The 22,386-nt window shown below is 69.0% G+C and carries 18 protein-coding genes; 9 read left to right on the top strand and 9 right to left on the bottom strand.

Features of this window, described 5'->3' with window-relative positions; translation table 11 throughout:
* The first annotated feature begins 40 nt into the window (after nucleotides 1-40).
* From J2851_RS08720 to J2851_RS08710, 3 genes are all read left to right on the top strand, one after another.
* The gene (locus J2851_RS08720) at nucleotides 41-637 is read left to right on the top strand and encodes an ABC transporter ATP-binding protein (protein WP_209765786.1); all 597 of its coding nucleotides are present in this window, start codon (nucleotides 41-43) and stop codon (nucleotides 635-637) included.
* 17 nt (nucleotides 638-654) lie between these two features.
* Nucleotides 655-1,455 carry an ABC transporter permease gene (locus tag J2851_RS08715; protein ID WP_209765784.1) on the top strand — a complete coding sequence of 267 codons (801 nt, stop codon included), beginning with the start codon at nucleotides 655-657 and terminating at the stop codon, nucleotides 1,453-1,455.
* 83 nt (nucleotides 1,456-1,538) lie between these two features.
* On the top strand, nucleotides 1,539-1,751 hold the full coding sequence (locus J2851_RS08710) for a hypothetical protein (protein WP_209765782.1): 213 nt from the start codon (nucleotides 1,539-1,541) through the stop codon (nucleotides 1,749-1,751).
* 7 nt (nucleotides 1,752-1,758) lie between these two features.
* Here the strand turns inward: J2851_RS08710 and J2851_RS08705 are convergent, their stop codons facing one another.
* Both J2851_RS08705 and J2851_RS08700 read right to left on the bottom strand, forming a co-directional pair.
* Nucleotides 1,759-4,287, bottom strand: coding sequence for a hybrid sensor histidine kinase/response regulator (locus tag J2851_RS08705; protein WP_209765781.1), 2,529 nt, complete (start codon nucleotides 4,285-4,287; stop codon nucleotides 1,759-1,761).
* Entirely contained in the window at nucleotides 4,284-7,361 is a 3,078-nt protein-coding gene (locus tag J2851_RS08700) for a chemotaxis protein CheB (protein WP_211114264.1), read from the bottom strand. The genes J2851_RS08705 and J2851_RS08700 overlap by 4 nt, the downstream gene beginning before the upstream one ends.
* A gap of 683 nt (nucleotides 7,362-8,044) precedes the next feature.
* Here J2851_RS08700 and J2851_RS08695 point away from each other — a divergent pair.
* The gene (locus J2851_RS08695; RefSeq protein ID WP_209765777.1) at nucleotides 8,045-8,290 is read left to right on the top strand and encodes a hypothetical protein; all 246 of its coding nucleotides are present in this window, start codon (nucleotides 8,045-8,047) and stop codon (nucleotides 8,288-8,290) included.
* An 82-nt stretch (nucleotides 8,291-8,372) separates the two neighbouring features.
* Here J2851_RS08695 and sppA read toward each other — a convergent pair whose 3' ends face one another.
* Together sppA and J2851_RS08685 are read right to left on the bottom strand one after the other, a co-directional pair.
* On the bottom strand, nucleotides 8,373-10,124 hold the full coding sequence (gene sppA / locus J2851_RS08690) for a signal peptide peptidase SppA (RefSeq protein ID WP_209765775.1): 1,752 nt from the start codon (nucleotides 10,122-10,124) through the stop codon (nucleotides 8,373-8,375).
* Nucleotides 10,125-10,165: 41 nt separating this feature from the next.
* On the bottom strand, nucleotides 10,166-10,738 hold the full coding sequence (locus J2851_RS08685) for a peroxidase-related enzyme (protein ID WP_209765773.1): 573 nt from the start codon (nucleotides 10,736-10,738) through the stop codon (nucleotides 10,166-10,168).
* A gap of 183 nt (nucleotides 10,739-10,921) precedes the next feature.
* On the opposite strand from J2851_RS08685, the gene J2851_RS36285 reads away from it, so the two are divergent.
* Together J2851_RS36285 and J2851_RS08675 are read left to right on the top strand one after the other, a co-directional pair.
* Nucleotides 10,922-12,016: a response regulator gene (locus J2851_RS36285; RefSeq protein WP_209765772.1), complete on the top strand. Its 1,095-nt coding sequence runs from the start codon at nucleotides 10,922-10,924 to the stop codon at nucleotides 12,014-12,016.
* 162 nt (nucleotides 12,017-12,178) lie between these two features.
* Entirely contained in the window at nucleotides 12,179-12,589 is a 411-nt protein-coding gene (locus J2851_RS08675; RefSeq protein WP_209765770.1) for a hypothetical protein, read from the top strand.
* A 68-nt stretch (nucleotides 12,590-12,657) separates the two neighbouring features.
* On the opposite strand, the gene J2851_RS08670 is transcribed toward J2851_RS08675, so the two are convergent.
* The 4 genes from J2851_RS08670 to fabI all read right to left on the bottom strand — a co-directional run bounded on the left by J2851_RS08670 (nucleotide 12,658) and on the right by fabI (nucleotide 16,613).
* Nucleotides 12,658-13,206, bottom strand: coding sequence for an invasion associated locus B family protein (locus J2851_RS08670; RefSeq protein ID WP_246500518.1), 549 nt, complete (start codon nucleotides 13,204-13,206; stop codon nucleotides 12,658-12,660).
* A 97-nt stretch (nucleotides 13,207-13,303) separates the two neighbouring features.
* The gene (gene aroC, locus J2851_RS08665; RefSeq protein ID WP_209765768.1) at nucleotides 13,304-14,380 is read right to left on the bottom strand and encodes a chorismate synthase; all 1,077 of its coding nucleotides are present in this window, start codon (nucleotides 14,378-14,380) and stop codon (nucleotides 13,304-13,306) included.
* An 80-nt stretch (nucleotides 14,381-14,460) separates the two neighbouring features.
* Nucleotides 14,461-15,597 carry a hypothetical protein gene (locus J2851_RS08660; RefSeq protein ID WP_307419334.1) on the bottom strand — a complete coding sequence of 379 codons (1,137 nt, stop codon included), beginning with the start codon at nucleotides 15,595-15,597 and terminating at the stop codon, nucleotides 14,461-14,463.
* A gap of 164 nt (nucleotides 15,598-15,761) precedes the next feature.
* A complete protein-coding gene (gene fabI / locus J2851_RS08655; RefSeq protein WP_209765764.1) occupies nucleotides 15,762-16,613 on the bottom strand; it encodes an enoyl-ACP reductase FabI in 852 nt (283 codons plus the stop codon).
* A gap of 91 nt (nucleotides 16,614-16,704) precedes the next feature.
* Between fabI and J2851_RS08650 the strand changes: the two genes are divergently transcribed.
* Entirely contained in the window at nucleotides 16,705-18,051 is a 1,347-nt protein-coding gene (locus tag J2851_RS08650; protein ID WP_209765763.1) for a YihY family inner membrane protein, read from the top strand.
* Nucleotides 18,052-18,136: 85 nt separating this feature from the next.
* Nucleotides 18,137-20,038 carry an O-linked N-acetylglucosamine transferase, SPINDLY family protein gene (locus tag J2851_RS08645; RefSeq protein WP_246500517.1) on the top strand — a complete coding sequence of 634 codons (1,902 nt, stop codon included), beginning with the start codon at nucleotides 18,137-18,139 and terminating at the stop codon, nucleotides 20,036-20,038.
* Between the two features lie 4 nt (nucleotides 20,039-20,042).
* On the opposite strand, the gene J2851_RS08640 is transcribed toward J2851_RS08645, so the two are convergent.
* Nucleotides 20,043-21,050 carry a radical SAM/SPASM domain-containing protein gene (locus J2851_RS08640; protein WP_209765758.1) on the bottom strand — a complete coding sequence of 336 codons (1,008 nt, stop codon included), beginning with the start codon at nucleotides 21,048-21,050 and terminating at the stop codon, nucleotides 20,043-20,045.
* A gap of 145 nt (nucleotides 21,051-21,195) precedes the next feature.
* On the opposite strand from J2851_RS08640, the gene J2851_RS08635 reads away from it, so the two are divergent.
* Nucleotides 21,196-22,332, top strand: coding sequence for a sialidase family protein (locus tag J2851_RS08635; protein ID WP_209765756.1), 1,137 nt, complete (start codon nucleotides 21,196-21,198; stop codon nucleotides 22,330-22,332).
* The last annotated feature ends 54 nt before the right edge of the window (nucleotides 22,333-22,386 follow it).

The following is a 22,386-nucleotide window of genomic DNA, read 5'->3' as shown; positions in this document are numbered from 1 at the left end:
CAGCAACCCTCAGGGACCGCTTCCCACGCCATGCAGACCCATGCTGACCGTCCGTGACCTGTCCAACCGCGTGCTCCAGCCGGCCTGCTTCCGCGTCGACGCGGGGGAGTGCGTGGCCGTCCAGGGGCCGTCCGGCGCCGGGAAGTCGGTGCTTCTGCGCGCCGTCGCCGACCTGGATCCGGCCGCCGGCGAGGTGCGGCTGGACGGCGCGCTGCGGGAGGAGATGACCGCGCCGGAGTGGCGCCGCCGCGTCACCTATCTCGCCGCCGAGTCGGGCTGGTGGTCCGACCGCGTCGCCGACCATTTCTCCCCCGCCGATACCCCGCGCGCCGCCCCGCTGGTCGAGGCGCTCGGCCTGCCGGGGGAGGCGCTGGGCTGGCCGGTGTCCCGCCTGTCCACGGGGGAGCGGCAGCGGCTGGCGCTGGTCCGCGCCTTGGTTCAGGAGCCGCGCGTGCTTCTGCTCGACGAGCCGACCGGCGCGCTCGACCTCGACGCCACGCACCGGGTCGAGGGCTTGCTGCGCGACGCGCTGGCCCGCGGGATGGGCGTGCTGATCGTCACCCACTCCCCGGACCAGGCCGACCGCCTAGCGAAGCGGCGCCTGCGCGTCGAGGCCGGCCGGGTGAGGGAGGCCTAAGGTAAGGGAAAACCGAAATGCCGCTGATCCCTCTTCATTACACCGACCTCGCCCTGGCGGCGCTGTTGCTGCTGGTCAACGGCGGCCTGTCGGTCCGGCTGTCGCTGGGGCTGGAGCGGTCGCTGGCCATCGCGGCGGTCCGCATGGTGGTCCAGCTCTCGCTGGTCGGGCTCGTGCTGAAGCAGCTCTTCGCCCTGGAGTCGCCCTGGCTGACGCTCGCCGCGGCGCTCGTCATGGTGCTGTTCGCAGGCCAGGAGGCGATGGCCCGGCAGGAGCGGCGGCTTGTCGGCTGGTGGGCCTACGGGCTCGGCACCGGGGCGATGGGCTTCGCGGCGCTGGTGGTCATGATGCTGGCCCTGACCACCGCCATCCAGCCGGACCCGTGGTGGGACGCCCGCTACGCCATCCCGCTGCTGGGCATGGTGCTGGGCAACGCCATGAGCGGCGTCAGCCTGTCGCTGAACACCCTGACCGCCGGGGCGGTGCGCGAACGCGCGGCGATCGAGGCGCAGCTGGCGCTCGGCCGCACCCTCTGGGTCGCCCTGCGGCCGGTGCTGCGGCACGCGCTGCGCACCGGGCTGATGCCGACGATCAACGGCATGGCGGCGACCGGACTGGTGGCGCTGCCCGGAATGATGACCGGCCAGATCCTCTCGGGCGTCGATCCGGCGGAGGCGGTGAAGTACCAGATCCTGATCATGTTCCTGATCGCCGGCGCCACCGGCCTCGGCGTGCTGATCGCGACGCTTGCGGCGGCGCGGCGGCTCAGCGACGCCCGGCAGCGGTTACGGCTCGACCGGCTCGCCCTGCGGGAGTGACGGAACCATACCTTCGCCGTGTCCGTTGATCGCGCATTGAAACACCAGGCGGCATCATCCGGCCGCGGCGGGGGCAAAGCGTCATGGCGCACATCGTGGAGATCCGGAACGGCGCGATCGTCGGCAACGACGAGCCGTCCGACGAATATCTGCCCATCGGCACCCACATCACGCAGGCCGACGGGTTCTACGTCAGCTTCGGCATGGATGTGGAGGGCCCCTACGACCGCGCCGACGCGGAGGAGCGCCTGGATCACCTGAAAAAGGCCACCCAGGCCAATCTCCAACAGCCGTAACGCCCCGTTACTGAGACGACGCGCTGCGCAGGCTTTCGTTCACGATGCGGCGCAGGTCGTGGGGCTGGATGGGCTTGTGCAGCAGCGCGCACTGGGCGCCGGCGGCCTCGCGCAGCCGGTCGGAGGAGGTGTCGCCCGTCAGCAGCACGCCGGGCAGGTCGCGCCCCATGCGGCGGCGCAGCGTGTCCATCAGCATCAGCCCGGTTCCGCCGTCCGGCAGGCGATAGTCGGTCAGCACCAGATCGGGCACCATAGTGCCGTCCAGCAGGTCCAGCGCCTCGGCGACCGAGCCCGCGTCCGTGACGCGGTAGCCCCAGCCCTCCAGCATCAGCGACAGGGCCATGCGGATGACCGCGTCGTCCTCCACCAGCAGCACCTCGGCGCCATTGCCGTCGGCGGCGCCCGCCATGTCCTCCTCGGTGATGGCGCCGATGCCCGGCCGGTCGTCCGCAACGATGGCCAGCGGCAGCGTGACCGCGAAGCACGACCCCTGGCCGAGGCGCGAGGTCACGTCGATGCTGCCGCCCAGCATGTGGATCAGGCGCTTGGCGATGCTCAGGCCCATGCCCAGCCCCTCCCGCCGGTCGCGGGCGGCGTTGCCGACCTGGTAGAAGTCCTGGAAGATCCGGTCAATCTGGTTCTCGGCGATGCCGATGCCGGTGTCCCACACCTCGATGCGCAGCGTGCTGCCGCGCCGCCGGACGCCGAACAGCACGCGTCCCCGCTGCGTGTAGCGGATCGCGTTGGTCAGCAGGTTGCGCAGCACGCGCTCCAGCAGCCCGCCGTCGGTGCGCAGCGTGAGCCGCGAGGGCACCGTGCGCAGGGTCAGCCCGGCGGAGGCGGCCACCGTCGCGAACTCCCCGTGCAGCCGATCCATGATCGCGCCGACGTCCACAGGCGTCACACTGGGAGAGACCAGCCCGGCTTCGAGCTTGGAGATGTCGAGCAGGCAGTCCAGCAGGGTGCCCAGCGACTGGACGGTGTCGCGCAGCTGCACGCCGATGCGCCGCGCCTCGTCGTTGATCGGTTCCTTCAGCAGCAGGCCGGTCAGCAGCATCAGCGCCTGGGCCGGCTGGCGCAGGTCGTGGCTGGCCGCGGCCATGAAGCGCTCCTTGGCGTCCAGCGCGACGTTCAGGTCGCGCTCCATCGACTTGATGGCCGAAATGTCGGAGACGCTGGTGACCACCGATTCGGCCTTGCCGTCGCCGTTCAGCACGGGATGGCTGGACACCCGCAGCCAGCGCGTGGGTGCGGCCGCTCCTTCGCCCTCCGCGATGCCGACGATCTGTTCCACCACGGGCTCGCCGGTCGCCACCGCCTGGGCGGCGGGCGGCAGCCCGGCCAACCGGACGCCATCGGCGCCGATGAAGCGCCGCCCGCCCGCCGTCGTCGCCCGGTCGCCCAGCGTGCGCGTGTTGAAGGGCTGGGCGCGCGGGTCGAGCAGGACGCCCGCCGGGCTGGACATCAGCCGCTCCGCCATGCCGTTGGCGACCTGGACCGTGCCGTCGGCCGAGCGCATGACCAGCCCTTCGTTCAGCGACTGCACCAGCGTGCGGTGGCGCCGCTCGCTGGTCGCCAGCGCCTCCTCGGCGGCGCGGCGGGCGGTCACGTCGCGGAAGGCGACGACGGCGCCGCTGATTCGCCGGTGCTGCATGATGGGGGAGACGGTCAGCTCCGCGGTGAAGGACCCCCCGCCGCGGCGGCGCATCCGGCTGTCCGGCACTTGGCGGACGGTGCCGTCCGACAGCGCCAGCGCCACCGACGTCGCGGCGTCCGAGCTGTCCGCGTTCGCGCTGTCGAGCAGCGAGGCGAAGCGCAACCCCACCAGGTCGGTGGGATCGAAGCCTGTCATCGACTGGGCCGCGCTGTTGACGAAGGTGATCACCCCCTCGGCGTCCAGCCCCAGGATGCCGTCGGCGACCGCGTGCAGGATGTGGTGGTAGGCGGCGCGGGCGCGTTCCGCCTCGTCGCGGGCGGCCTGAAGCTCGCCGACCCAGGCGTTGCGCTCCGTCACGTCGGTGACGGTGATCAGAACGTCGCCCTTGTCGCCGTCCTCCAGCGCCACCATGCGCGCGTCGGTCAGCCCGTCGATCAGGCTCCGCGCGCCGACGTAGACATACTCCTGGCGGGTCCATTGCCCGGTCTCGCGCAGGCGGCTGAGCGCGGTGAACAGGCGGCCATGGTCCAATGAGTCGACCATCAGGGTCAGCGGCCGGCCCTTCAGGCGGCGCAGCGGCAGCCCGAACTGGCGCTCGGCGGCGGCGTTCGCCTCGCCGACGATGCCCGCGGCGTTGACCGTGAAGCAGGCCAGCGGGACCGACTGGAAGAGCTGGAGATACTGGATGCGCGACGCCTCAAGCGCCTGCTGGGCGGTGCGCAGCTCCTCGTTCTGGATTTCCAGTTCGGCCTGGTGGACGTACAGCTCGTGCACGACCTCCTTCAGGGTGGTGGCCGAGATTTCTGCCCCCTCGAAGCCCCCGGAATTGAGCGCCTGTTCGGCGCGTCGGCGCAGGCGTTCGTTCAGGATGTCCTTCACGCCGCCCCCTTGCTGGCGCTGCCCTTCCCCTGCTTCGCCTCACCGGGAGTCCCATGGTCCCGCTTGGCGCCGTTGGGCCGGCCGCTCAGGCGCAGTTCCATCTGCTTGCGGTTGGTGATGTTGATGTGGCTCACCACAGCACCTCCGGTCATTTCGTTCAGGCGACAGGCGTGCATCATGAACCAACGCTCTTCCGTGTCGGAGTGGCAGGGGTACTCGATCGTGAAGTGGCTGATCTCGCCGTTCAGGATTTTGCGCAGCCCTTCGTTCACCGCGCGGGCGATGTCCTCGCCGTCCTCGCCTTCCTGGGCGGTGCAGACCTGGAGGTAATTGGTTCCGGGTCCGCAACGTTCCAGCGCAGGCGCGCCGTTGGCCTCGCCGAAGCTGCGCCAGGCGGCGTTGACCATGGTGATGATGCCGTCGGAATCGATGACCGCGACATGCTCCGGCAGGCTGTTGAGCACGGTCTGGAGGCGATGCTCGGCCTCCTTGGCGGCGGTGACGTCGACGAAGGTGACGACGACGCCCGCGACCTGCTGCTTGTCGGTCAGGTAGGGCAGGATGCGCGTCTGGATCCAGCGCTCGTTGCGCACCTGCACGTGGCGTTCGATGGGCGTGTGGGTCTCGAACACCGTCCCGATGTCCTTCAGGAAGTTCGGGTAGTCGATGTTCGTCGACAGGTGCGTGATCGACCGCCCGACGTCGCGCGGGATGATGTTGATGAAGCGCGCCGCCGCCGGCGTGAAGCGCCGGATCACCATGCCGACGTCGAGGAAGATCGTGCCGATCTCGGTGGAGCGCAGCAGGTTGTCGAGGTCGTTGGTGACCTCCGTCAGCTCCTCCACCTTCGCCTGGTATTCGGCGTTGACGGAGTAAAGCTCCTCGTTGACCGACTGCAGCTCCTCGTTGGTGCTCTGCAGCTCCTCGTTGGAGGCGAGAAGCTCCTCGTTCGTGGCCTGGAGCTCCTCGTTGGCGGTCTCCAGCTCCTCGATGGTCGCCTGGAGGTTCTCGCCCCGCGACATCAGCTCCTGCTCCAGCCCGCGGATGCGCTCCGCGGCGTCGGCGTCGAAGTCGAAGTCGCTGTCGGGGATCGGCAGCATCGGGCCGGCCGGGTCGAGCAGGACCAGGGCGAAGCGCCGGCCGGTCTTGCGCAGGACGAAGGGCTTCACGCGCAGGCTGATGGCCGGCAGCCCGTCCCGGTCCTTGACCGGGATGTTGGACAGCGCGAATTCCTCGCCGGAGCGGAAGGCGCGGGACAGCGCGGTGCCGACCACCATGGACACGGACGACGGCAGCAGTTTCAGCGCGTTCAGCGTCGCCTCGCCGGCCGGCACCTTCAGGATCGCCGAGGCGTCCCCGAAGACGTGCATGATGTTCATCTGGTCGTTGATCAGCAGGCAGGGCGGCACATAGGCCTTCATCAGCGTGCCGATGGCCTCGTCGATGGCCGCGCCTTCCTCCTGCACGTGGCTCGATTCCTCGCCGCGGCGGGCGAGCGGGGCGGCCACCGTGGGAACCAGCAGGCGCGACAGCCGGTGCGGCCCGGCGCGCAGGCTCTGGAACACCTTGTTGCGGCTGTCCAGCGCGTGGAACTCCGCCGACAGCTCGCCCAGCGTCTCGCTGGTGCCGAGGAACAGGAAGCCGCTCTGCCGCAGGGCGTACTGGAACAGGCTCAGCACCTTCCGCTGCAACGGCGCGTCCATGTAGATCAGCAGGTTGCGGCAGCTGACCAGGTCGATCTTGGTGAAGGGCGGGTCGCGCATGATGTTGTGGACCGCGAAGACCACCATCCGCCGGATGTCGCGCGCCACCACATACTTGTCGCCGCGCTGGCTGAAGAAGCGGGTCAGCCGCTCCTGCGAGACGTCCTCCGCGATGGAGCGCGGAAACTCGCCCAGGCTGGCGATCTCGATGCTGTCCTGGTCGATGTCGGTGGCGAAGATCTTGACGTCGAAGCTGCGCCCCAGCCGTTCCTGCGCCTCGGCGAAGAGGATGGCGATGGAGTAGGCTTCCTCGCCCGTCGCACAGCCGCAGACCCAGACCCGCACCATGTCGGTGTGGCTGCGGTTCGCCAGCAGCGCCGGAACGACCTTGTCGTTCAGCGCCGCGAAGGCCGACTCGTCGCGGAAGAAGCGGGTGACCCCGATCAGCATCTCCTTGTAGAGATGGACCGTCTCGGCGTTGTTCCGCCGCAGCAGGGCCGCGTACTCGTCCATGGACTCGAGCCCGGCGCCGTGCATCCGCCGTTCGATCCGGCGCAGCAGCGTCGCCAGCTTGTAGTGCGAGAAATCCACGCCGGTGACCGACCGGATCGTCGCCACGATCTGCGCCAGCGGGTCGCTGTTCTTGTCGCGCGCGCGGCCGGCGTGGGCGGGGCGGGCGCGGCTCAGCGTGCGCCGGGCGTGGTCCATCAGGGCGGCCGGCAGCTTGGCCGGGGGCAGGGTGGCGTCCACCTGGCCCGTGGCGATGGCGCTGCGCGGCATGCCGTCGAACTGGGCGGTTTCCGGATCCTGCACGGCGGCGTAGCCGCCCGCCGCCTTGATGGCGAGCAGGCCGCGCGTGCCGTCCGAGCCGGTGCCCGACAGGATCACGCCCATGGCGAGCGGCCCCTGGTCCTGCGCCAGCGCCGTGAAGAAGATGTCGATCGGCAGGCTCATCCCGCTGCCCGCGTCCTTCGCGGTCAGGCGCAGCCGGCCGTCTTCGATGGACAGGTGCTTGGCCGGGGGCAGCAGGTAGACCGTGTTGCGCTCCACCACCATGCTGTCGGCCGCCTGGACGACCGTCATTGAGGTGTGCTTGCCGAGCAGGTCGACCATCAGGCTTTTGTGGACCGGCGACAGGTGCTGGACGACCACGTAGGCGAGGTCGCTGTCCCCCGGCACGTTGTCGAAGAAGCGCTGCAACGCCTCCAGCCCACCGGCCGAGGCGCCGATCCCGACGATGCAGCAGGCCCGCTCCTCGCGCGGTTCCCCGGACAGCGGGCTTTCCCCGACCGCAGCGTCGCCGCCGGCCGTTCCGCCGCCTTCGGGCGCATCGCGAAGCTTGTCGTCGGGTGCGGTCGCTTCGGATGCCATGGCGGATGCCGTTGTGTCGCTGTCTTCAGGTTGCACGATGTTTCGCAAATTCTGCCAAAAAGGATGATAAGCGGAGTGTTTCTCCGCCGAACGATATAATCCTCATCTCCGCAGGCGAAAAGTCCTCTTTCCCGGATGGGGATAGGGCGAACTCAAAATGGGTTGTTGGCCTATATATGAACGAGATAATTGGGTCAACTCAGATGAAATGGTGTCGAGTCGAGGTGGTTGAAAGATAAGACTCTGCTGATTCGTGGCAACTCCAATATTTCAAGACATCATCCTTCCGGATATATCCAAAGGCTGTATTGCCGTGTGCTTGTGCCGGCAGAGTCCTTATCGCCGACGGTATCCGGCGCGAAGCGTTCGATGCAAAGCGCAACGAACTGTGAACAAATTTCCAAGGATTGAACGCGGAGTGAGCATCCTTTGGGCTTCAAGGGCGCTGGAAGCTTGCAGGCGCGTAATATCCGTTTCGGCAAGGTCGCGGCGTCCACCTGCGCTTTGGTGGATGATGGAGTCCACGACGGCCTGCTTACCCAAAACGTATGATGTGGTGCAGACACAACACTGTGCAGGATTTGCTACTTCGCCACCTTATGTCGCTTTACGCGTTTGGCGGTTTGCGCAATCTTTATACTGTAGCCACTAATCATCAAAAAAGTGGAAAAGGAGTGCGCCCGATGGAGCGTGAGGACGAGTGTGCCCTCGACCGATATATCACGGCGATTCCGCCTAAGTTGAGACTAGTGGCGAGGGCTGCCTATGAAGAACTGTCGAACAATCCTTTCTTGCCGGTCTTCTCAAAGGACGAGATTGCCCGACTGGTCTGTTCGCCTGGTTTTCAAAGCTACCTGGAAAGCGAAAGCAGTCTGAACGCGAACTCGTTGTTCCTGCTGTATTCCGCCAACTTGTCCACACGTCATTGATGAGCGGAGCGCCGCCCCCTTCCTTGTCCAATGGCCGGGCCGAATGGCGGGAAGGGGCGCCGCCGCAATCATTGATCCAACATTATCGATCCAGCATCAGGGGGGGCATCCGCGCCTCCACGCCGCCGGAGCGCGCCGCCTGCACAAGCGGCGACAGTTGCGCCAGCGCCGGCCGCAGTTCGGCCAGCAGGGCCGCCGCCTCCACCAGATCGCCCTTGCCCGAGGCAAGGTCCCGGATTTCCCGCAGCAGCGACTTCGGCTTGGGATAAGCCGTCAGGGTGACGGCCGTGTCGGGGTCGAGCTTTGCCGCCTGCTTCGCCAGCCTCAGCGCGCCGTCCACGCCGCCGAGGTCGTCCACGAGGCCAAGCTCCCGCGCCTGCGCGCCGGACCAGACGCGCCCCTTGGCGGCGGCGCGCGCCTGGTCCGGCGTCATGTGCCGCGCCTCCGCCACGCGCCCCAGGAAGGTGGCGTAGCTGGCGTCGATGATGGCGGTCAGCCGCTCCTCTTCGCTGGGGCTGAAGGGGCGCAGCGGCGACCACATGCCGGCGTTGCGGCCGGTGTCGACGACGCCCCAATGGACGCCCAGCCGTTCCGACAACCCGTTCAGCGACATCTTGCCGGCCACTACGCCGATGGAGCCGGTGATGGTGCCCGGCGAGGCGACGATGCGGTCGGCGGCCAGCGCGATCCAATAGCCGCCCGACGCCGCCGTGTCGCCCATGCTGGCGATCACCGGCTTGCCGGATTCCCGGGCCTTGGTCAGCGCGCGCCGGATGGTTTCCGACGCCGTGACGCCGCCGCCGCCGCTGTCGATGCGGAACAGGATCGCCTTCACGGCGGGATCCTCCGCGGCGTCCTCGATGGCCTGCACGATGGTTTCCGCCCCGGCGGTGACCTCGCCGACGCCGGGCTTGTCGCTCTTGCCGCTGGTGATGGTGCCGGCCGCGTGGATCAAGGCGATGGTCGGCCCGCTGCCGTTGGCCGGGCCGGCCACGGCCAGATACTCCTTCGGCTCCACCGTATCGGCGTCCGCCGGGGCGTTGGCGCGGCGGAGCGCCGCCTCCTTCGCCTCGTCGGCGTAGCCCAGCCGGTCGATCAGCTTGGCGTCCAGCGCCTCCTTGTCGAGCAGGGGGGCCTTGTCCATGGCCGCACGCACCGCCGCCGGGGCGAGGCGCCGGCTTTTCGCGACGCCGTCCACGATCTGGTTGGTCAGGTCGCCGAGCAGCGCCTCCACCATCTCCCGGTGGGCGGGGGTGAAGTCGGTCTTGGTGAAGGTGTCGGCGAAGCTTTTGAACTCCTCCCGCTGCATCAGCTGCGGCTGGACGTCCAGCTTGTCGAGCGCGCCGCGGGCGAAGGGCACCTGGGCGGACAGGCCGGTCAGGCTGAGCAGGCCCAGCGGCTGCATCCACACCTCGTCGAAGGCGCTGGCCAGCAGGTAGGAGCGGTTGCCGGAGCCGTTGTCGCCGTAGGCCTCCGCGAAGGCCATGGCGAAGCGGCCGGAGGCGCGGAACCGCTCGATGGCGCCGCGCAGCTCCTGCGCCTGGGCGAAGCCGATGCCGTCGCCGGCGAAATGGGCGATCAGGCCCTTCACGCGCGGGTCGGTGCGGCCGCGCTCCAGCGTGTCCAGCACCTCCCGCAGCGTGGTCTCGTGCCCGAGAAAGCCGCCGAACCGTTCGGTCCCGCCTTCCGCCAGCGGTCCTTTCAGGTCGAGTTCCAGGACGACGGTGTCCGGCAGGGTGGGCTCGTGCCGGGTGGCCAGCACGACCGCCGCCACGATGGCGGCGACCACGAGAAAGCCGATGGCGGCGAACAGGCGGACGATGAACCTCAACATCCGGGCGGCTCCGGTTGGTGCGCGGGCTTACTGGGCGGGTTTTAACGGTCCAGCTTGTGGTATTCCCGGTTGGGCATCATGTCCACCGCCGAGGCGACGCGGTTCGACATGTTGTAGAAGCCGGCCGTGTCGGCGATGTCGAAGATGTCCGCGTCGCTGAAGCCAACGTCGCGCAGCGCCTGCCGGTCCGGCTCGCCCATCGTCCAGGGTTCCTTGGTCATCTTCCAGGCAAAGTCGAGCATGGCGCGCTGGCGCGGCTCCAGCGGGGCGGCGCGGTAGTTCATCGCGAGCATCTCACCCAATTCCGGGTCGCCGGACAGTTTGCGCACCGCCTGCCCGTGCGCGACTAGGCAGTAATAGCAATGGTTGGCGGAGGAGACGACCACCGCGATCATCTCGCGCTCCAGCTTCGACAGGCCGCTCTCGCCCAGCATCAGCTCGTTGTAGAGCATGGCGAAGTTGCGCAGCTTCTTCGGGCGCAGGCTGTAGGCCTTCAGCACATTGGGCACGAAGCCCAGCTTCTCCACGCACTTGTCGAACAGCGCCGCCATCTCCGGGTCGAGGTCCGGGGTCTCGGGCAGGGGCAGGGCCATGACGTGATCGGGCTGCGGCATCGCGGTGGGTCTCCCTACAAGGTTTCTCATTTCAGGATTCTTAAGGACGGCTTTTGGCGCCAGCCTAGCGGGGCCATGAGTGGGAGCAAAGCCTGACCTGCGGCCAGACCATAAGTTCATGCTCGCCAACGCGCCGCACGGCGTGTCAATAACGGGGTCGATGGATCTCGAATGGTTGGGGTGATGAACGATCTGGTCGGAAGGGGCGGGCCGAAGCTCGACCTCCTCTCGGTCCTGGTGGTCGAGGACAGCGCGTTCATCCGCAACGTGCTGACCGCGACCCTGCGGGCGATCGGGGTCGGCACCGTCCATGGCGAGCCGAGCGGGGCCGACGCCATCCGCTTCCTGGAGGAGCGCCGGGCGGCCCTGCCGCCGGGCACCGCGCCGGTCGACCTGATCATCTCCGATCTGGTGATGCCGGAGGTGGACGGGCTGATGCTGCTGCGCTGGGTGCGCTGCAGCCCGCGGTCGCCCGACCGCTTCCTGCCCATGCTGATGCTGTCCGGGGCCGCCGACCGCCATTATGTGGAGCAGGCGCGCGACCTGGGCGCCACCGACTTCATCGCCAAGCCGTTTTCGGCCGGCACCATCGCCAGCCGCCTGCTGACGGCCATCGCGCGGCCGCGGCGCTTCGTGCTGGCCAAGGGCTATTTCGGGCCGGACCGTCGGCGCAGCCAGCGGCCCGTCGCCATGGACTGCCGCATGACCCACGGCAGCGAGATCCTGGTGGTGCACAGCACGTCCAGGGCGGTGGGCATCGACCGCTACCCGGTGATCCATTTCGAGTTGCCCAACCGCCTGGGCGCCAAGGTGGGGCTGGCGCCGAAGGACCCGGTCCCGGTTCTGCCGGCCGAGGTGCTGGCCGCCGCGGAGGCCGAGATCCAGAACCGCGCCGGCGACTACGCCACCTGGATCGCAGGGGAGGTGGAGGAACTGGCCCGCCGGGTCGAGCGGCTGCGGGCCGAGCCGGCGGCCGTCCCGGGGCTGGTGGCGCAGATCAACCGGTCGGCGCACGAAATGCGCGGGCAGGGCGGCATCTTCGGCTATCCGCTGATCACGCACATCGCGAAATCCCTGTATGAGGCGACCCACGGCTCCTTCACCGCGGTGACCGACAACGAGCGGCTGCTGTTCAAGGCGCATGTGGACGCCATCAAGGCGGTGATGAATGCCCGCGTCAGCGGCGACGGCGGGGCCACGGGCAAGCAGCTCCTGGCGACGCTCGACGTGGCCAAGAAGAAATACGCCAAGGCCGAGGGCGATCCAGGGGGCGCGTGAGCGCTTCGGTCATTCCGCGGCGGCGCGTAAGGGCCGCATAGGGGTTGAATCGCACATCCCTTGGGGAACGTTCCGGATGGCTTCCGGTTGTCGGGGGGAACGTCAACGCGCCGCCCGCACGTGCGGAGTGGCCCACGAACCTCAGGGAAGCGGAACGAAACCATGCGCAACTTGATGATCGCCGCGGCAACCGCCTCGATTCTTCTCGCCGGCTGTTCTGGCATGGACAACCGGACCGGCTCCGGAACGAGCGGCAGCAGCAGCGCGCCGAGCGCCTCCACCTCTGGCAACTCGACCACGGTGGTTCCGCCGGCCGGACCGGCTGGGGCGACCGCCCGCGAGGGCGGGCTGGACAGCCGCACGATCTCCCCGAACGAGCCGGGCCTTGGCCAATCGCCGACGCGGGAATCGCTGACCAACCCGAACCGCGCCGGCTCCGGCTCCTCCAGCGCGTCGCCGTACCCGCGGACGCAGCAGGGCCAGATGCAGAACCAGACCATCTCGCCGAACGAGCCGGGCATGGGCCAGTCGCAGACGCGCCGCTCGCTGCCCAACGGCGCCGGCACGCAGTAAGGCACCGGTCACGGACGCGGGTCAGCCGGCCCGCGTCCGTTTTGCGGTTCCGTTTCGGTATCGGAACGTTACATCCAGGTTCCGCCGGCCTCGCGCCGGATCTGCTCCATGCGCTCCACGGCGGCCTTGAAGCCGTTCAGGGAAAAGCGGACCTCCGACTTGGTCCCCGCGGGCGACACGCCGACGGCGGACACCTCTTTCCCGGACAGCAGCTTCTCCACCAGCTTCTGGTTGGTGGCCGGGTCGGAGACCGCGCAGGTGTTCGACTCGAACGTGAAGGGCTGGCAGGGGAATTCCGGCCGGAACACCGAATCGTCCACCCAGACGCGCACCTTCCGGCCGAGGTCGGTGCCCGCGTCGTCCAGCCGGAACCGCAGCCCCTCCAGCCAGCGCTCGCTGGAGCGCAGCCAGACGAGGCGGGAGCGGCGGTCGCTGCCCGGCCGCGACCCGAGTTCGCATTCCAGGCGCTTCGGCGCGCTCCACACCTGGCAGTAGAGCTTCCAGTCCTTGAAGGTCTCCGTGACCTCGCGAAAGGCGTTCGGGCTCGCCGGGGCCTGCGCCATCGTCGGGCGGGGCAGGGCGCTCGTGATGGCCAGCACCGCACCAGCGACGATCAACCCACTGCGCCAAGCCCCGCCCATCGCTTCCAACCCCGTTCCCACGCCTTCGATGGGCGAAGGTTACCGGAATTCTCCGTTCGAAGGGAGAGGGCGGCTACCCGCGCGTGTAGGCGCGGTGCCTCAACAGGTGGTCAGCGAGCACGCAGGCCATCATCGCCTCGCCCACCGGCACGGCGCGGATGCCGACGCAGGGGTCATGGCGGCCCTTGGTTAGGATGTCGGTGTCCTGCCCGTCCAGGTTCACCGTGTGGCGGGGCGTCAGGATGGAGCTGGTCGGCTTCACCGCGAAGCGCACGACGACGTCCTGCCCGGTGGAGATGCCGCCCAGGATGCCGCCGGCCTGGTTCGACAGAAACTCCGGCTCGCCGTTCGGGCCGGCGCGCATCTCGTCGGCGTTCTGCTCGCCGGTCAGGGTGGCGGCCTCGAAGCCGTTGCCGATCTCCACGCCCTTCACAGCGTTGATGGTCATCATTGCGCGGGCGAGGTCACCGTCCAGCTTGTCGTACAGCGGGTCGCCGAGCCCCACCGGCACGCCGGAGGCCACGACCTCCACCACCGCGCCGATGGAGGAGCCGCTCTTGCGGATGCCGTCCAGGTAGGTCGCCCACTCCGCCGCCGCTTGCGCGTCGGGGCAGAAGAAGGGATTGTTGTCCACCTCCGCCCAGTCCCAGCGGCTGCGGTCCACCTTGTGCGGGCCGATCTGCACCAGCGCGCCGCGCACCTGGATCCCGGACCCAAGCACCTTGCGCGCCACGGCACCGGCCGCGACGCGGCAGGCCGTCTCGCGCGCTGAAGACCGTCCGCCGCCGCGGTAGTCGCGGATGCCGTACTTGTTCCAATAGGTGTAGTCGGCGTGGCCCGGCCGGAACTTGCCCGCGATCTCGCTGTAGTCCTTGGACCGCTGGTCGGTGTTCTCGATCATCAGCGAGACCGGCGTGCCGGTGGTCTTCCCTTCGAACACCCCGGAGAGGATCTTGACCTGGTCAGGCTCCTGCCGCTGCGTCGTGTATTTCGACTGGCCGGGCCGGCGCTTGTCCAACCAGGGCTGGATGTCCGCCTCGCTCAGGTCCAGCAGCGACGGGCAGCCGTCCACCACCACCCCGATGGCCGGCCCATGGCTTTCGCCCCAGGTGGTGAAGCGGAAAAGCGTTCCGAAGCTGTTGCCGGCCATGGCTGTCCCCAAAATCTGCTGAGGCCGCATTTAGTTGCCGGAAATCGGCACAGCGTCAAGGGCAGCAATCTTCAAGTTCGTCAGAACGCGCCCTTCTGCTCGCGCCGGCGGTCGAGCGCGACGTCGAACTGGCGCAGCAGCTTGTGGATCATCTCGAAGTACAGCTTGCGGCTGGGATTGTTCTTCATGCAGCGGGCGTCCAGGTGCGCCACGCTGGTCAGGGCCGACACGCAGTAGCCCAAAAGCCAGTAATGGCTGCGGATTTTCCGCAGATAGTCGCGGAACGGTTCCGGCTGGCCGTTCATGAAGGCGCTGAAGCTGGTCTCGTAGTCCGACAGGATCTGCCGGATGTCCATCAGCGTGGTTTCCAGCAGCTTGCCCACCTTTTCGATGTGCATCAGCAACTGCGTCTCGTAGGGCTTGTGCATGCGGATGTCGACCGGGATGCATTCCCGCGACTTCAGCCAGTTCAGGATCGTGCGCGCCCGCGGGGCGATGCGGCGCAGCTGGTATTCGTAGAAGGTCGTGCCCTTCCAGGCGCTGAAGATGGCATCCGCCTCGCCGCGCTCGATGCCGAAGGCGGAGACGAACAGGCCGGCCTCCTCCAACTCGGGGTTCCAGATCGCCTCCAGGAAGCGCTCGATGCTCTGCGAATTGGCGGTGCCGCCCTCGATGGCCTTGCGCACGATGGGTTCGATGCGCAGCCGGATCAACCGGCGCAGCTGCTGGTCCTCGGCGTCGCTGATCAGCCAGTGGCGCGCGTCGACGGAGACCTTTTCGGCCTCGAAACAGGCCTTCAGCAGAAAGGGATCGAGCGAGGGGACGCTGTCGATCAGCGACAGGGTGCGCAGATCGGCCGCCGCATCGTTTCCGCCGCTCGCCGAGATGCCGAATTGTTCCGCCAGCAGAACGTCGCTGTTGCGCGACCGCAGGTAGATCGCAAGACCGCCGGCCTCCGGCGCATCGACGCTGTGCGGGACGTAGATGCCGGTTTCCACCGGCCGGACACCGATGTCGGCGTCCTCCTCATCCTCCAGGATGGGGTTGGCGTAGTCGTCGGCGCGCTCGTCGAAGTTCGGGTACTTGAACAGGATCGCCTTGTTCAATCCCTGGGCGCGGAACAGCCGCTGGTCGTCCGGAATGGAGCGGGTGATGCCGATCAGGTTCATCGACACGCTGGAGCCCCCATACAGGATCTGCTCCAGGATCGGGGACACCGAATCCGATTGACGCCGGGCTCGCATTGACACCGCACTCCACGCCACGCTCAAGGGGCGGAGGATAGCGGGCGGCACGCACCAGCAAAAGTAGCTTCAGTGTCTATAACAATCAAAAATCGCAGGCGCGCCGACCATTCGTTGCGCGCCCGCGACCTTTGCGTTTACTCGGCCTTGGCCGTGCCGCCGCCGAGCGAACCGAGGAGCTGCGCCACCTCCGACGCCGCGTCGACCGCGACCATGCCCACCGTGTGGTAGCCGGAGTCCACATGCATGACCTCGCCGGTCACGCCGGCGCCCAGGTCGCTCAGCAGGAACAGGCCGGCGCCGCCGACTTCGCCGATGGTGACGTTGCGCTTCAACGGGGCGTTCAGCTCGTTCCACTTCAGGATGTAGCGGAAATCGCCGATGCCGCTGGCCGCCAGCGTCTTGATGGGACCCGCCGAGATGGCATTGACGCGGATGTTGCGCCCGCCCAAATCGACAGCCAGATAACGCACGCTGGCCTCCAGCGCGGCCTTGGCGACGCCCATCACGTTGTAGTGCGGCATGACGCGTTCCGCGCCATAATAGGACAAGGTGACCAGGCTTCCGCCGTCCGTCATCAGCGGCACGGCGCGCTGCGCCACCGCGGTGAAGGAATAGCAGGAGATGTCCATGGTGCGGAGGAAGTTGCCGCGCGTGGTGTTGAGATAGAGGCCGTCCAACTCGTTCTTGTCGGAAAACGCGATCGCATGAACCACGAAGTCCAGCTTGCCCCATTCCTTCTCGATCGCGGCGAAGGTCGCGTCGACGCTGGCCTCGTCCGTCACGTCGCAGGGCAGGACCAGCTTGGCGCCGACCTGTTCGGCCAGCGGCTTCACGCGCTTCAGGAGGGCGTCGCCCTGGTAGGTGAAGGCCAGCTCGGCGCCGTGCTGCGCCAGGGTGGAGGCGATTCCCCAGGCGATCGAGCGGTCGTTCGCCACGCCCATGATCAGGCCACGCTTGCCATCCATGAGCGGCTTCGGGTTGGACATCCGTACCTCGTCAATCAAGAGTATGCTTTGAAAAGTTGGCCGCATCCTACACGAAAGGCCGGTCCGGTCAAACCAAGGCGGGAGGTCGCGCATGGCCGAATCTGAAGGGGTCCAGCGGACCTTGTTGCGCCCGTTCCGGCGGATACGCGAGGTCGGCAGCTTCATCGCCTATTCGGCGATGCGCTTCTACAACGACAACTGCTTCCAGACCGCGGCGTCGCTGACCTACACCTCGCTGCTGGCGCTGGTGCCGCTGATGACCATCGGCTTCGCCATCTTCTCCGCCTTCCCGGCCTTCAACGCGCTGCAGTCGCGCATCCAGACGCTGCTGTTCAAGAACCTGATACCGGAGAACAGCGACGCCATCCTGCAATATCTGGCCGCCTTCATGGCGAACGCCGGCCAGATGCCGGTCTTCGGCATTCTCGGCTTGGCCATCTCCGCGGTGCTGCTGATCTGGACCATCGAGGGGTCCTTCGCCACGGTCTGGCGGGTGCGGGAGCCGCGCTCCTACGTCACGCGCATCCTGTCCTTCTGGGCCGTGGTGTCGCTCAGCCCGCTGTTCGCCGGCGCCAGCCTGTCGCTGTCCAGCACGCTGTGGTCGGTGCTGCAGATCGCCCATCTGGAAAGCTACGCCGACCCGCTGGTCGGGATCGGCGCTGTGCTGCCCTTCCTGCTGCAGCTGGTCGGCTGCACGCTGCTGTACATCATCATCCCGAACCGCGACGTCTATTGGCTGGACGCCGCCTGCGGCGGGGCCATCGCGTCGGTGCTGCTGGAGACGTCGAAGGCCGGCTTCGCCCTCTACATGAGGGAGTTTCCCGCCTACCAGACCATCTACGGCGCGCTGGCGACGGTGCCGATCTTCCTGTTCTGGCTCTACATCGCCTGGTCCACGGTGCTGTTCGGCGCGGTGGTCACGGCGTCGCTGCCGGAATGGCGGGCCGGCAAGATCACCCGCGGCGGGCCGGAGGGGCTGCTGCCGGCGCAGAGGCTCGGGCTGGCGCTGGCCGTGCTGCACGAGCTGATGGACGCCAGCCGCCTGGGCGTCGGCCTGCGCCGCCGCACTCTGGTCGGGCGGGTGCCGGTCGGCACCGTGCTGATCGACGGCATCCTGGAGCAGCTGCGCGACGCCCACTGGGTGGCCCACACCACCCGCGACTCCTGGGTCGTCACCCGCGACCTGGGCGAGGCGACCCTCTACGACCTGATGAAGGCCCTGGGCATCGGCCTGCGCGGGTCGGTGCGCGGCCTCGGCGGGCTGGAGCTGCCCTGGCAGGACCGCACCGCCCAGCTGCTCGACCATGCCGAGAAGAACCAGGAGGACATCCTGAGCGTCGTGATCAAGGACCTGCTGTCCGACACGCCGGTGGAGGCAGGGGCGCCGAAGGGGGAGGGCGCCCCGGCCGTGCCGTTCCGCGCCGGGCGGCGGCCCTGAGCAGGGCTTGCCATGGCGGGCGCCTTTCCACATGGTAGGCGGCTGCGCGCACGCCCCGTGCGACCTTCCGGACCATGAACGCCGAATGACCGAGCCAGCCGCACCGCCGTCGGCGGAGCCGATTTTCGCCGAAGGGCACAACGCCCTGGCGGCGTGGCTGTGGGCGCACGGCCGCGCGGACGAGGCCGTCGCCGCGTGGCGGCGGTCCGTGGACCTTCTCCCCGGTTTCGCCGAGGCGCACCACAATCTGGCGCTCGCCTACTGGACGATGAGCCGTCTGGACGAAGCGGTCGGCGAACAGCGGGCGGCGGTGCGCTCCGCCCCCGGCATGGCCGAGGCGCACGCCAATCTCGGGGCGCTCCTGCTCAGCGTCGGCCGGCCGGCCGAGGCCGCCGCCGCGTTGCGCCGGGCGCTCGCCCTGGTTCCCGGCGACGCCACGGCGCTGGCCAACCTGGCGCTTGCGGGGGTGTCGCCGTCGCGGCCGGGGGCGGTCGATCCGGCCGCGGCCCGGCGCGCCGCCCTGGCCGACCCCGAACTTGCCGAGGCCCACGCGCGCCTGGGCGACTCGCTGTCCCAGGCGACCCGGCTGGAGGATGCCGCCTGCGCCTACCGGCGTGCGCTCGCCCTGTCCCCCGCGCTGGCGGAGGTCTGGGCCAACCTGGGGTTCGTGCGCCAGAGCCAGGGCGACCTGGACGGGGCCGAGAGCGGCTACCGGCGGGCCCTGGCGCTCGATCCCGGCGCGATGGTGGTCGGCTCGAACCTCGCGTACCTCGGCATCTTCCGGCCGGACGTGACGCCGGCGCGCGTGCTCGATGCCCACGCCGCCTGGGATGCCCGGCATGGGCGCCCCCTGGCGGCCTCCTGGCGTCCCCACGCCAACGCGCGCGATCCCGAACGCCGTCCGGTGGTCGGCATCCTGTCCGGCGACTTCCGCGACCATCCCGCGGGCCGCTTCGCCATCCGCGGAGTCGAAGCGCTGGCCGCGCAGGGGTTCGACCTCCTCCTCTACGCGAACCAGACCGAGGAGGACGGATACACCCGCCGCTTCCGCGACGCGGCCCGGCAATTCCGTCACGTCATGGACCGGACCGACGCGGAACTGGCCGACCTGATCCGCGCGGACCGGATCGACGTGCTGATCGACCTCGCCGGCCACAACGCCCGCGGGCGCCCGGGCCTGTTCGCGCGGCGTCCGGCCCCGGTTCAGGTCGCGTGGGCGGGCTACATGGCGACGACCGGGATGGCCGCGATGGACGCGCTCCTGGCCGACCGCCACCACGTCCCAGAGGGGGCGGAGCGCTTCTATCGCGAGCGTATCCTGCGCCTGCCCGACGCGTTCATCGCCTGGGATCCGCCGGCCGGCGCCGCCGATCCCGGCCCGCCGCCCTGCCGGACCGGCGGTCCGGTCACCTTCGGGGCCTTCAACATCGTCACCAAGCTGAACGACGGGGTCCTGGCGACCTGGGCGGCGGTGATGGGGCGGGTGCCCGGCGCGCGCCTGCTCGTCAAGACGACCGCCCTGTCGTGCCCGGCCACCGCCGCCCTGTGGCGGGCGCGCTTCGCCGCCTTCGGCATCGCTCCGCACCGCCTGACCTTCCGCGGCGGGACGGGCACGATGGAGCATATGGCGGCGATCGCCGGAGTCGACGTCGCGCTCGACCCCTTCCCCTTTTCCGGCAGCACCACGACGCTGGAGACGCTGTGGATGGGCGTGCCGGTGATCACGCTGTCCGGCGAGACCTTCGCGTCCCGCCATTCCCTGGCGTTCCAGCGCACCGCCGGGCTGGACGGCATGGCGGCGCGCGACCGGGACCAGTATGTCGATCTGGCGGTGGCCTGGGCGACGGACCGCGACCGTCTCGCCGCCTTCCGGCGCGAGGCGCGCGCGCGCATGGCGGCGTCCCCCCTGTGCGACGGCGAGCGATTCGGCCGCGGCCTTGCGGAGCTGCTGCACGCGGAATGGCGCCGCTGGTGCGAAGCGGCGTAGCGGCTCACACCACCGCGCGGTACTTCCCGATCAGGTCGGCGGCGAAGCCGTCCAGGTCGTTGTCGGCGGGCAGGGTCTGGACGTAGGCGCAGCCGTTGCAGGCCGGGATCTCCTCCCGCCGGCCCTCCAGGTGCTTCAGGCGGAAGTCGCGCAACCGATCGCCGTTCCAGATGTCGATCAGCGGCTCCTCGGCCACGTTGCCGACGATGGTGCCCATGGCCCAGTCGGCGCAGCAGACCGACACCTCCCCGTTGAAGTTGATGGCCAGCTTCAGGAAGGGCTCCGAGCAGACCTTGCGCCCGGTGTCCGGGGCCGCGGCGAAGGCGCTCTCCTCGGCCAGCGCCTCCCCATGGACGGGATGGACGAACAGGCTGTCGCTGATCGGGCCGAAGGTGTCGATGAAGGTCTGCCGTTCCTCCGCGGTCAGCTCCACGTTGATGATTTTGCAGTGGAGATGGAAGGCGCGCCCCAGCTCCGTCTTGCGGCGGTGCAGGTAGGCGACGTTGTCCACCACGGTCTGGAAGCTGTCGAAGCGCCGCGTGACGCGCTTGTACATGGAGTCGCTGGCCCCGTAGACCGACACGCGCATGGCGTCGAGCCCGGCGGCGAGCAGCGCGTCCGCCCGCTCCCGCGTCAGCAGGGAGCCGTTGCTGGTCATCTCCACATGGCGGGCCAGCCCGCGCGCCTTCAGCAGGTGGACCATGTGGTCCACGCGCGGGTTCACCAGCGGCTCCCCGTCCTTGTAGAGGTGGACGGACTTGATCGGCGCGTCGAAGGCGGCGATGTCGTCCACGATCTTGCGGAACAGGTCGAACTTCATGGAGCCGCGCGGCCGCCCGACCTCCTTCAGCAGCTCCGGCGAGCCGGTGGCGCAGAAGACGCAGCGGAAGTTGCAGCCGTTGGACGGGTCGATCAGCAGCGAGAAGGGCGTCGTCAGCGGCAGGACCTGCGACAGGTCGCTGCGCTCGCGGTGGCGGCCATAGGGAATGTTCGCGGTGGTCGATTCGGTCATGGCCGGGGTGTCGTCTGCGGATGGGGAGCCGTGTGACTATCAAGGGATCACGGGGATCGTAAAGGAATCCTTCACCCAAGCCGCCGGACAAGGGACATTGGGTCGCGCCCGGACCTCGGGGGCGCAAGACGGCGGTTCAGGCACCATGCTCGACATTCTCTCCCATCGGGTCGTCTACAGCGACCGGCGCTTCTACGCGGCCTTTCCCTCGGCGGCGACGCTGGCCGACGGCACGGTGCTGGTCGCCTTCCGGCGCGCCCGCGACCATCGCTGGCTGCACGGGGAGCCGGCGGAGGGAAGCGGCGACTTCGACAGCGTCGACCATGTGGACTCGCGCTCCCACCTCGTGATGCAGCGCTTCACCCCGGAGTTCGAGCCGCTGGGCGAGCCGCAGGCCCTGCCCACCGATCCGGAGGCCGGTGACCAGGACGCCAACCTGCTGGTGCTGCGCTCCGGCCGCATCCTGATGGGCGGCTTCTCCTGGTACCCGATGTCGGCGCGCCACGGCGCCCGGCTGCGCGAGAAGGGCGTGCACCTGCTGGGCAACGCGGACAGCAGCGGCACCTTCTTCCTGTTCTGGGGCGGCACCACGCGGTTCAGCGACGACGGGGGGCGGCACTGGTCGCCGCACCGTTATTTGCCGGAACTGCCGGACCAGGGGCCGATCATTCCCGGCGTGCGGCCGATGCTGGGCGGCGCCGTGCGCGGGCGGGCCGTGGAGGCGCCGGACGGCACGCTGCTGATGGCGACCTACACCGGCGGGCCCTACACCAGCTACCTGTTCGCCTCCCGCGACCGGGGGGAGAGCTGGGAGCTTCGCAGCACCATCGCCCGCGACGCCGACGGCAAGGCCGGCTTCTGCGAGACCGCGCTGCACCTGACCGAGGACGGACGCCTGATCGCCTTCCACCGCACGACGGGGCTGAAGGACCATCTGGTCACCTCCGTCTCCCGCGACCTGGGCGAGAGCTGGGAGCCCTGGACGCAGAGCGCGGTGGTCGGCCACCCCTACGACGCCTGCCCGCTGCCCGACGGGCGGCTGCTGGTCGTCTACGGCTACCGCCACAAGCCCTACGGCGTGCGCGCCCGCGTCTGGGACCCTTACAAGGGCCCGCTGGATGATGCGCCGGAGTTCGTCATCCGCGACGACGCGCCGTCGCCCGACACCGGCTATCCCTGGGCGACCGTGCTGGCCGACGGGCGGGTGGCCGTCTGCTACTACATCTGCGACGGGGCGGGGATTCGCCACATCCAGGCGACCCTGCTGCGCGTGCGGGGATAATTGACGGTTGGGCGGGCGTGCCCGTATCGTCCGCCGCGTGTCTTCCATCCCGCA

Source organism: Azospirillum rugosum (assembly GCF_017876155.1).
GTDB lineage: Bacteria > Pseudomonadota > Alphaproteobacteria > Azospirillales > Azospirillaceae > Azospirillum > Azospirillum rugosum.
Note: the sequence above shows the minus strand (reverse complement) of the source record. Positions and strands in the feature narration are given on the sequence as shown.

What these genes read in the sequence shown, in the direction of transcription:
- J2851_RS08720 (WP_209765786.1), top strand. Translation starts at nt 41, where the DNA reads ATGCTGACCGTCCGTGACCTGTCCAACCGCGTGCTCCAGCCGGCCTGC.
- J2851_RS08715 (WP_209765784.1), top strand. Translation starts at nt 655, where the DNA reads ATGCCGCTGATCCCTCTTCATTACACCGACCTCGCCCTGGCGGCGCTG.
- J2851_RS08710 (WP_209765782.1), top strand. Translation starts at nt 1,539, where the DNA reads ATGGCGCACATCGTGGAGATCCGGAACGGCGCGATCGTCGGCAACGAC.
- J2851_RS08700 (WP_211114264.1), bottom strand. Translation starts at nt 7,361, where the DNA reads ATGGCATCCGAAGCGACCGCACCCGACGACAAGCTTCGCGATGCGCCC.
- J2851_RS08695 (WP_209765777.1), top strand. Translation starts at nt 8,045, where the DNA reads ATGGAGCGTGAGGACGAGTGTGCCCTCGACCGATATATCACGGCGATT.
- sppA (WP_209765775.1), bottom strand. Translation starts at nt 10,124, where the DNA reads ATGTTGAGGTTCATCGTCCGCCTGTTCGCCGCCATCGGCTTTCTCGTG.
- J2851_RS08685 (WP_209765773.1), bottom strand. Translation starts at nt 10,738, where the DNA reads ATGCCGCAGCCCGATCACGTCATGGCCCTGCCCCTGCCCGAGACCCCG.
- J2851_RS36285 (WP_209765772.1), top strand. Translation starts at nt 10,922, where the DNA reads ATGAACGATCTGGTCGGAAGGGGCGGGCCGAAGCTCGACCTCCTCTCG.
- J2851_RS08675 (WP_209765770.1), top strand. Translation starts at nt 12,179, where the DNA reads ATGCGCAACTTGATGATCGCCGCGGCAACCGCCTCGATTCTTCTCGCC.
- aroC (WP_209765768.1), bottom strand. Translation starts at nt 14,380, where the DNA reads ATGGCCGGCAACAGCTTCGGAACGCTTTTCCGCTTCACCACCTGGGGC.
- fabI (WP_209765764.1), bottom strand. Translation starts at nt 16,613, where the DNA reads ATGTCCAACCCGAAGCCGCTCATGGATGGCAAGCGTGGCCTGATCATG.
- J2851_RS08650 (WP_209765763.1), top strand. Translation starts at nt 16,705, where the DNA reads ATGGCCGAATCTGAAGGGGTCCAGCGGACCTTGTTGCGCCCGTTCCGG.
- J2851_RS08645 (WP_246500517.1), top strand. Translation starts at nt 18,137, where the DNA reads ATGACCGAGCCAGCCGCACCGCCGTCGGCGGAGCCGATTTTCGCCGAA.
- J2851_RS08640 (WP_209765758.1), bottom strand. Translation starts at nt 21,050, where the DNA reads ATGACCGAATCGACCACCGCGAACATTCCCTATGGCCGCCACCGCGAG.
- J2851_RS08635 (WP_209765756.1), top strand. Translation starts at nt 21,196, where the DNA reads ATGCTCGACATTCTCTCCCATCGGGTCGTCTACAGCGACCGGCGCTTC.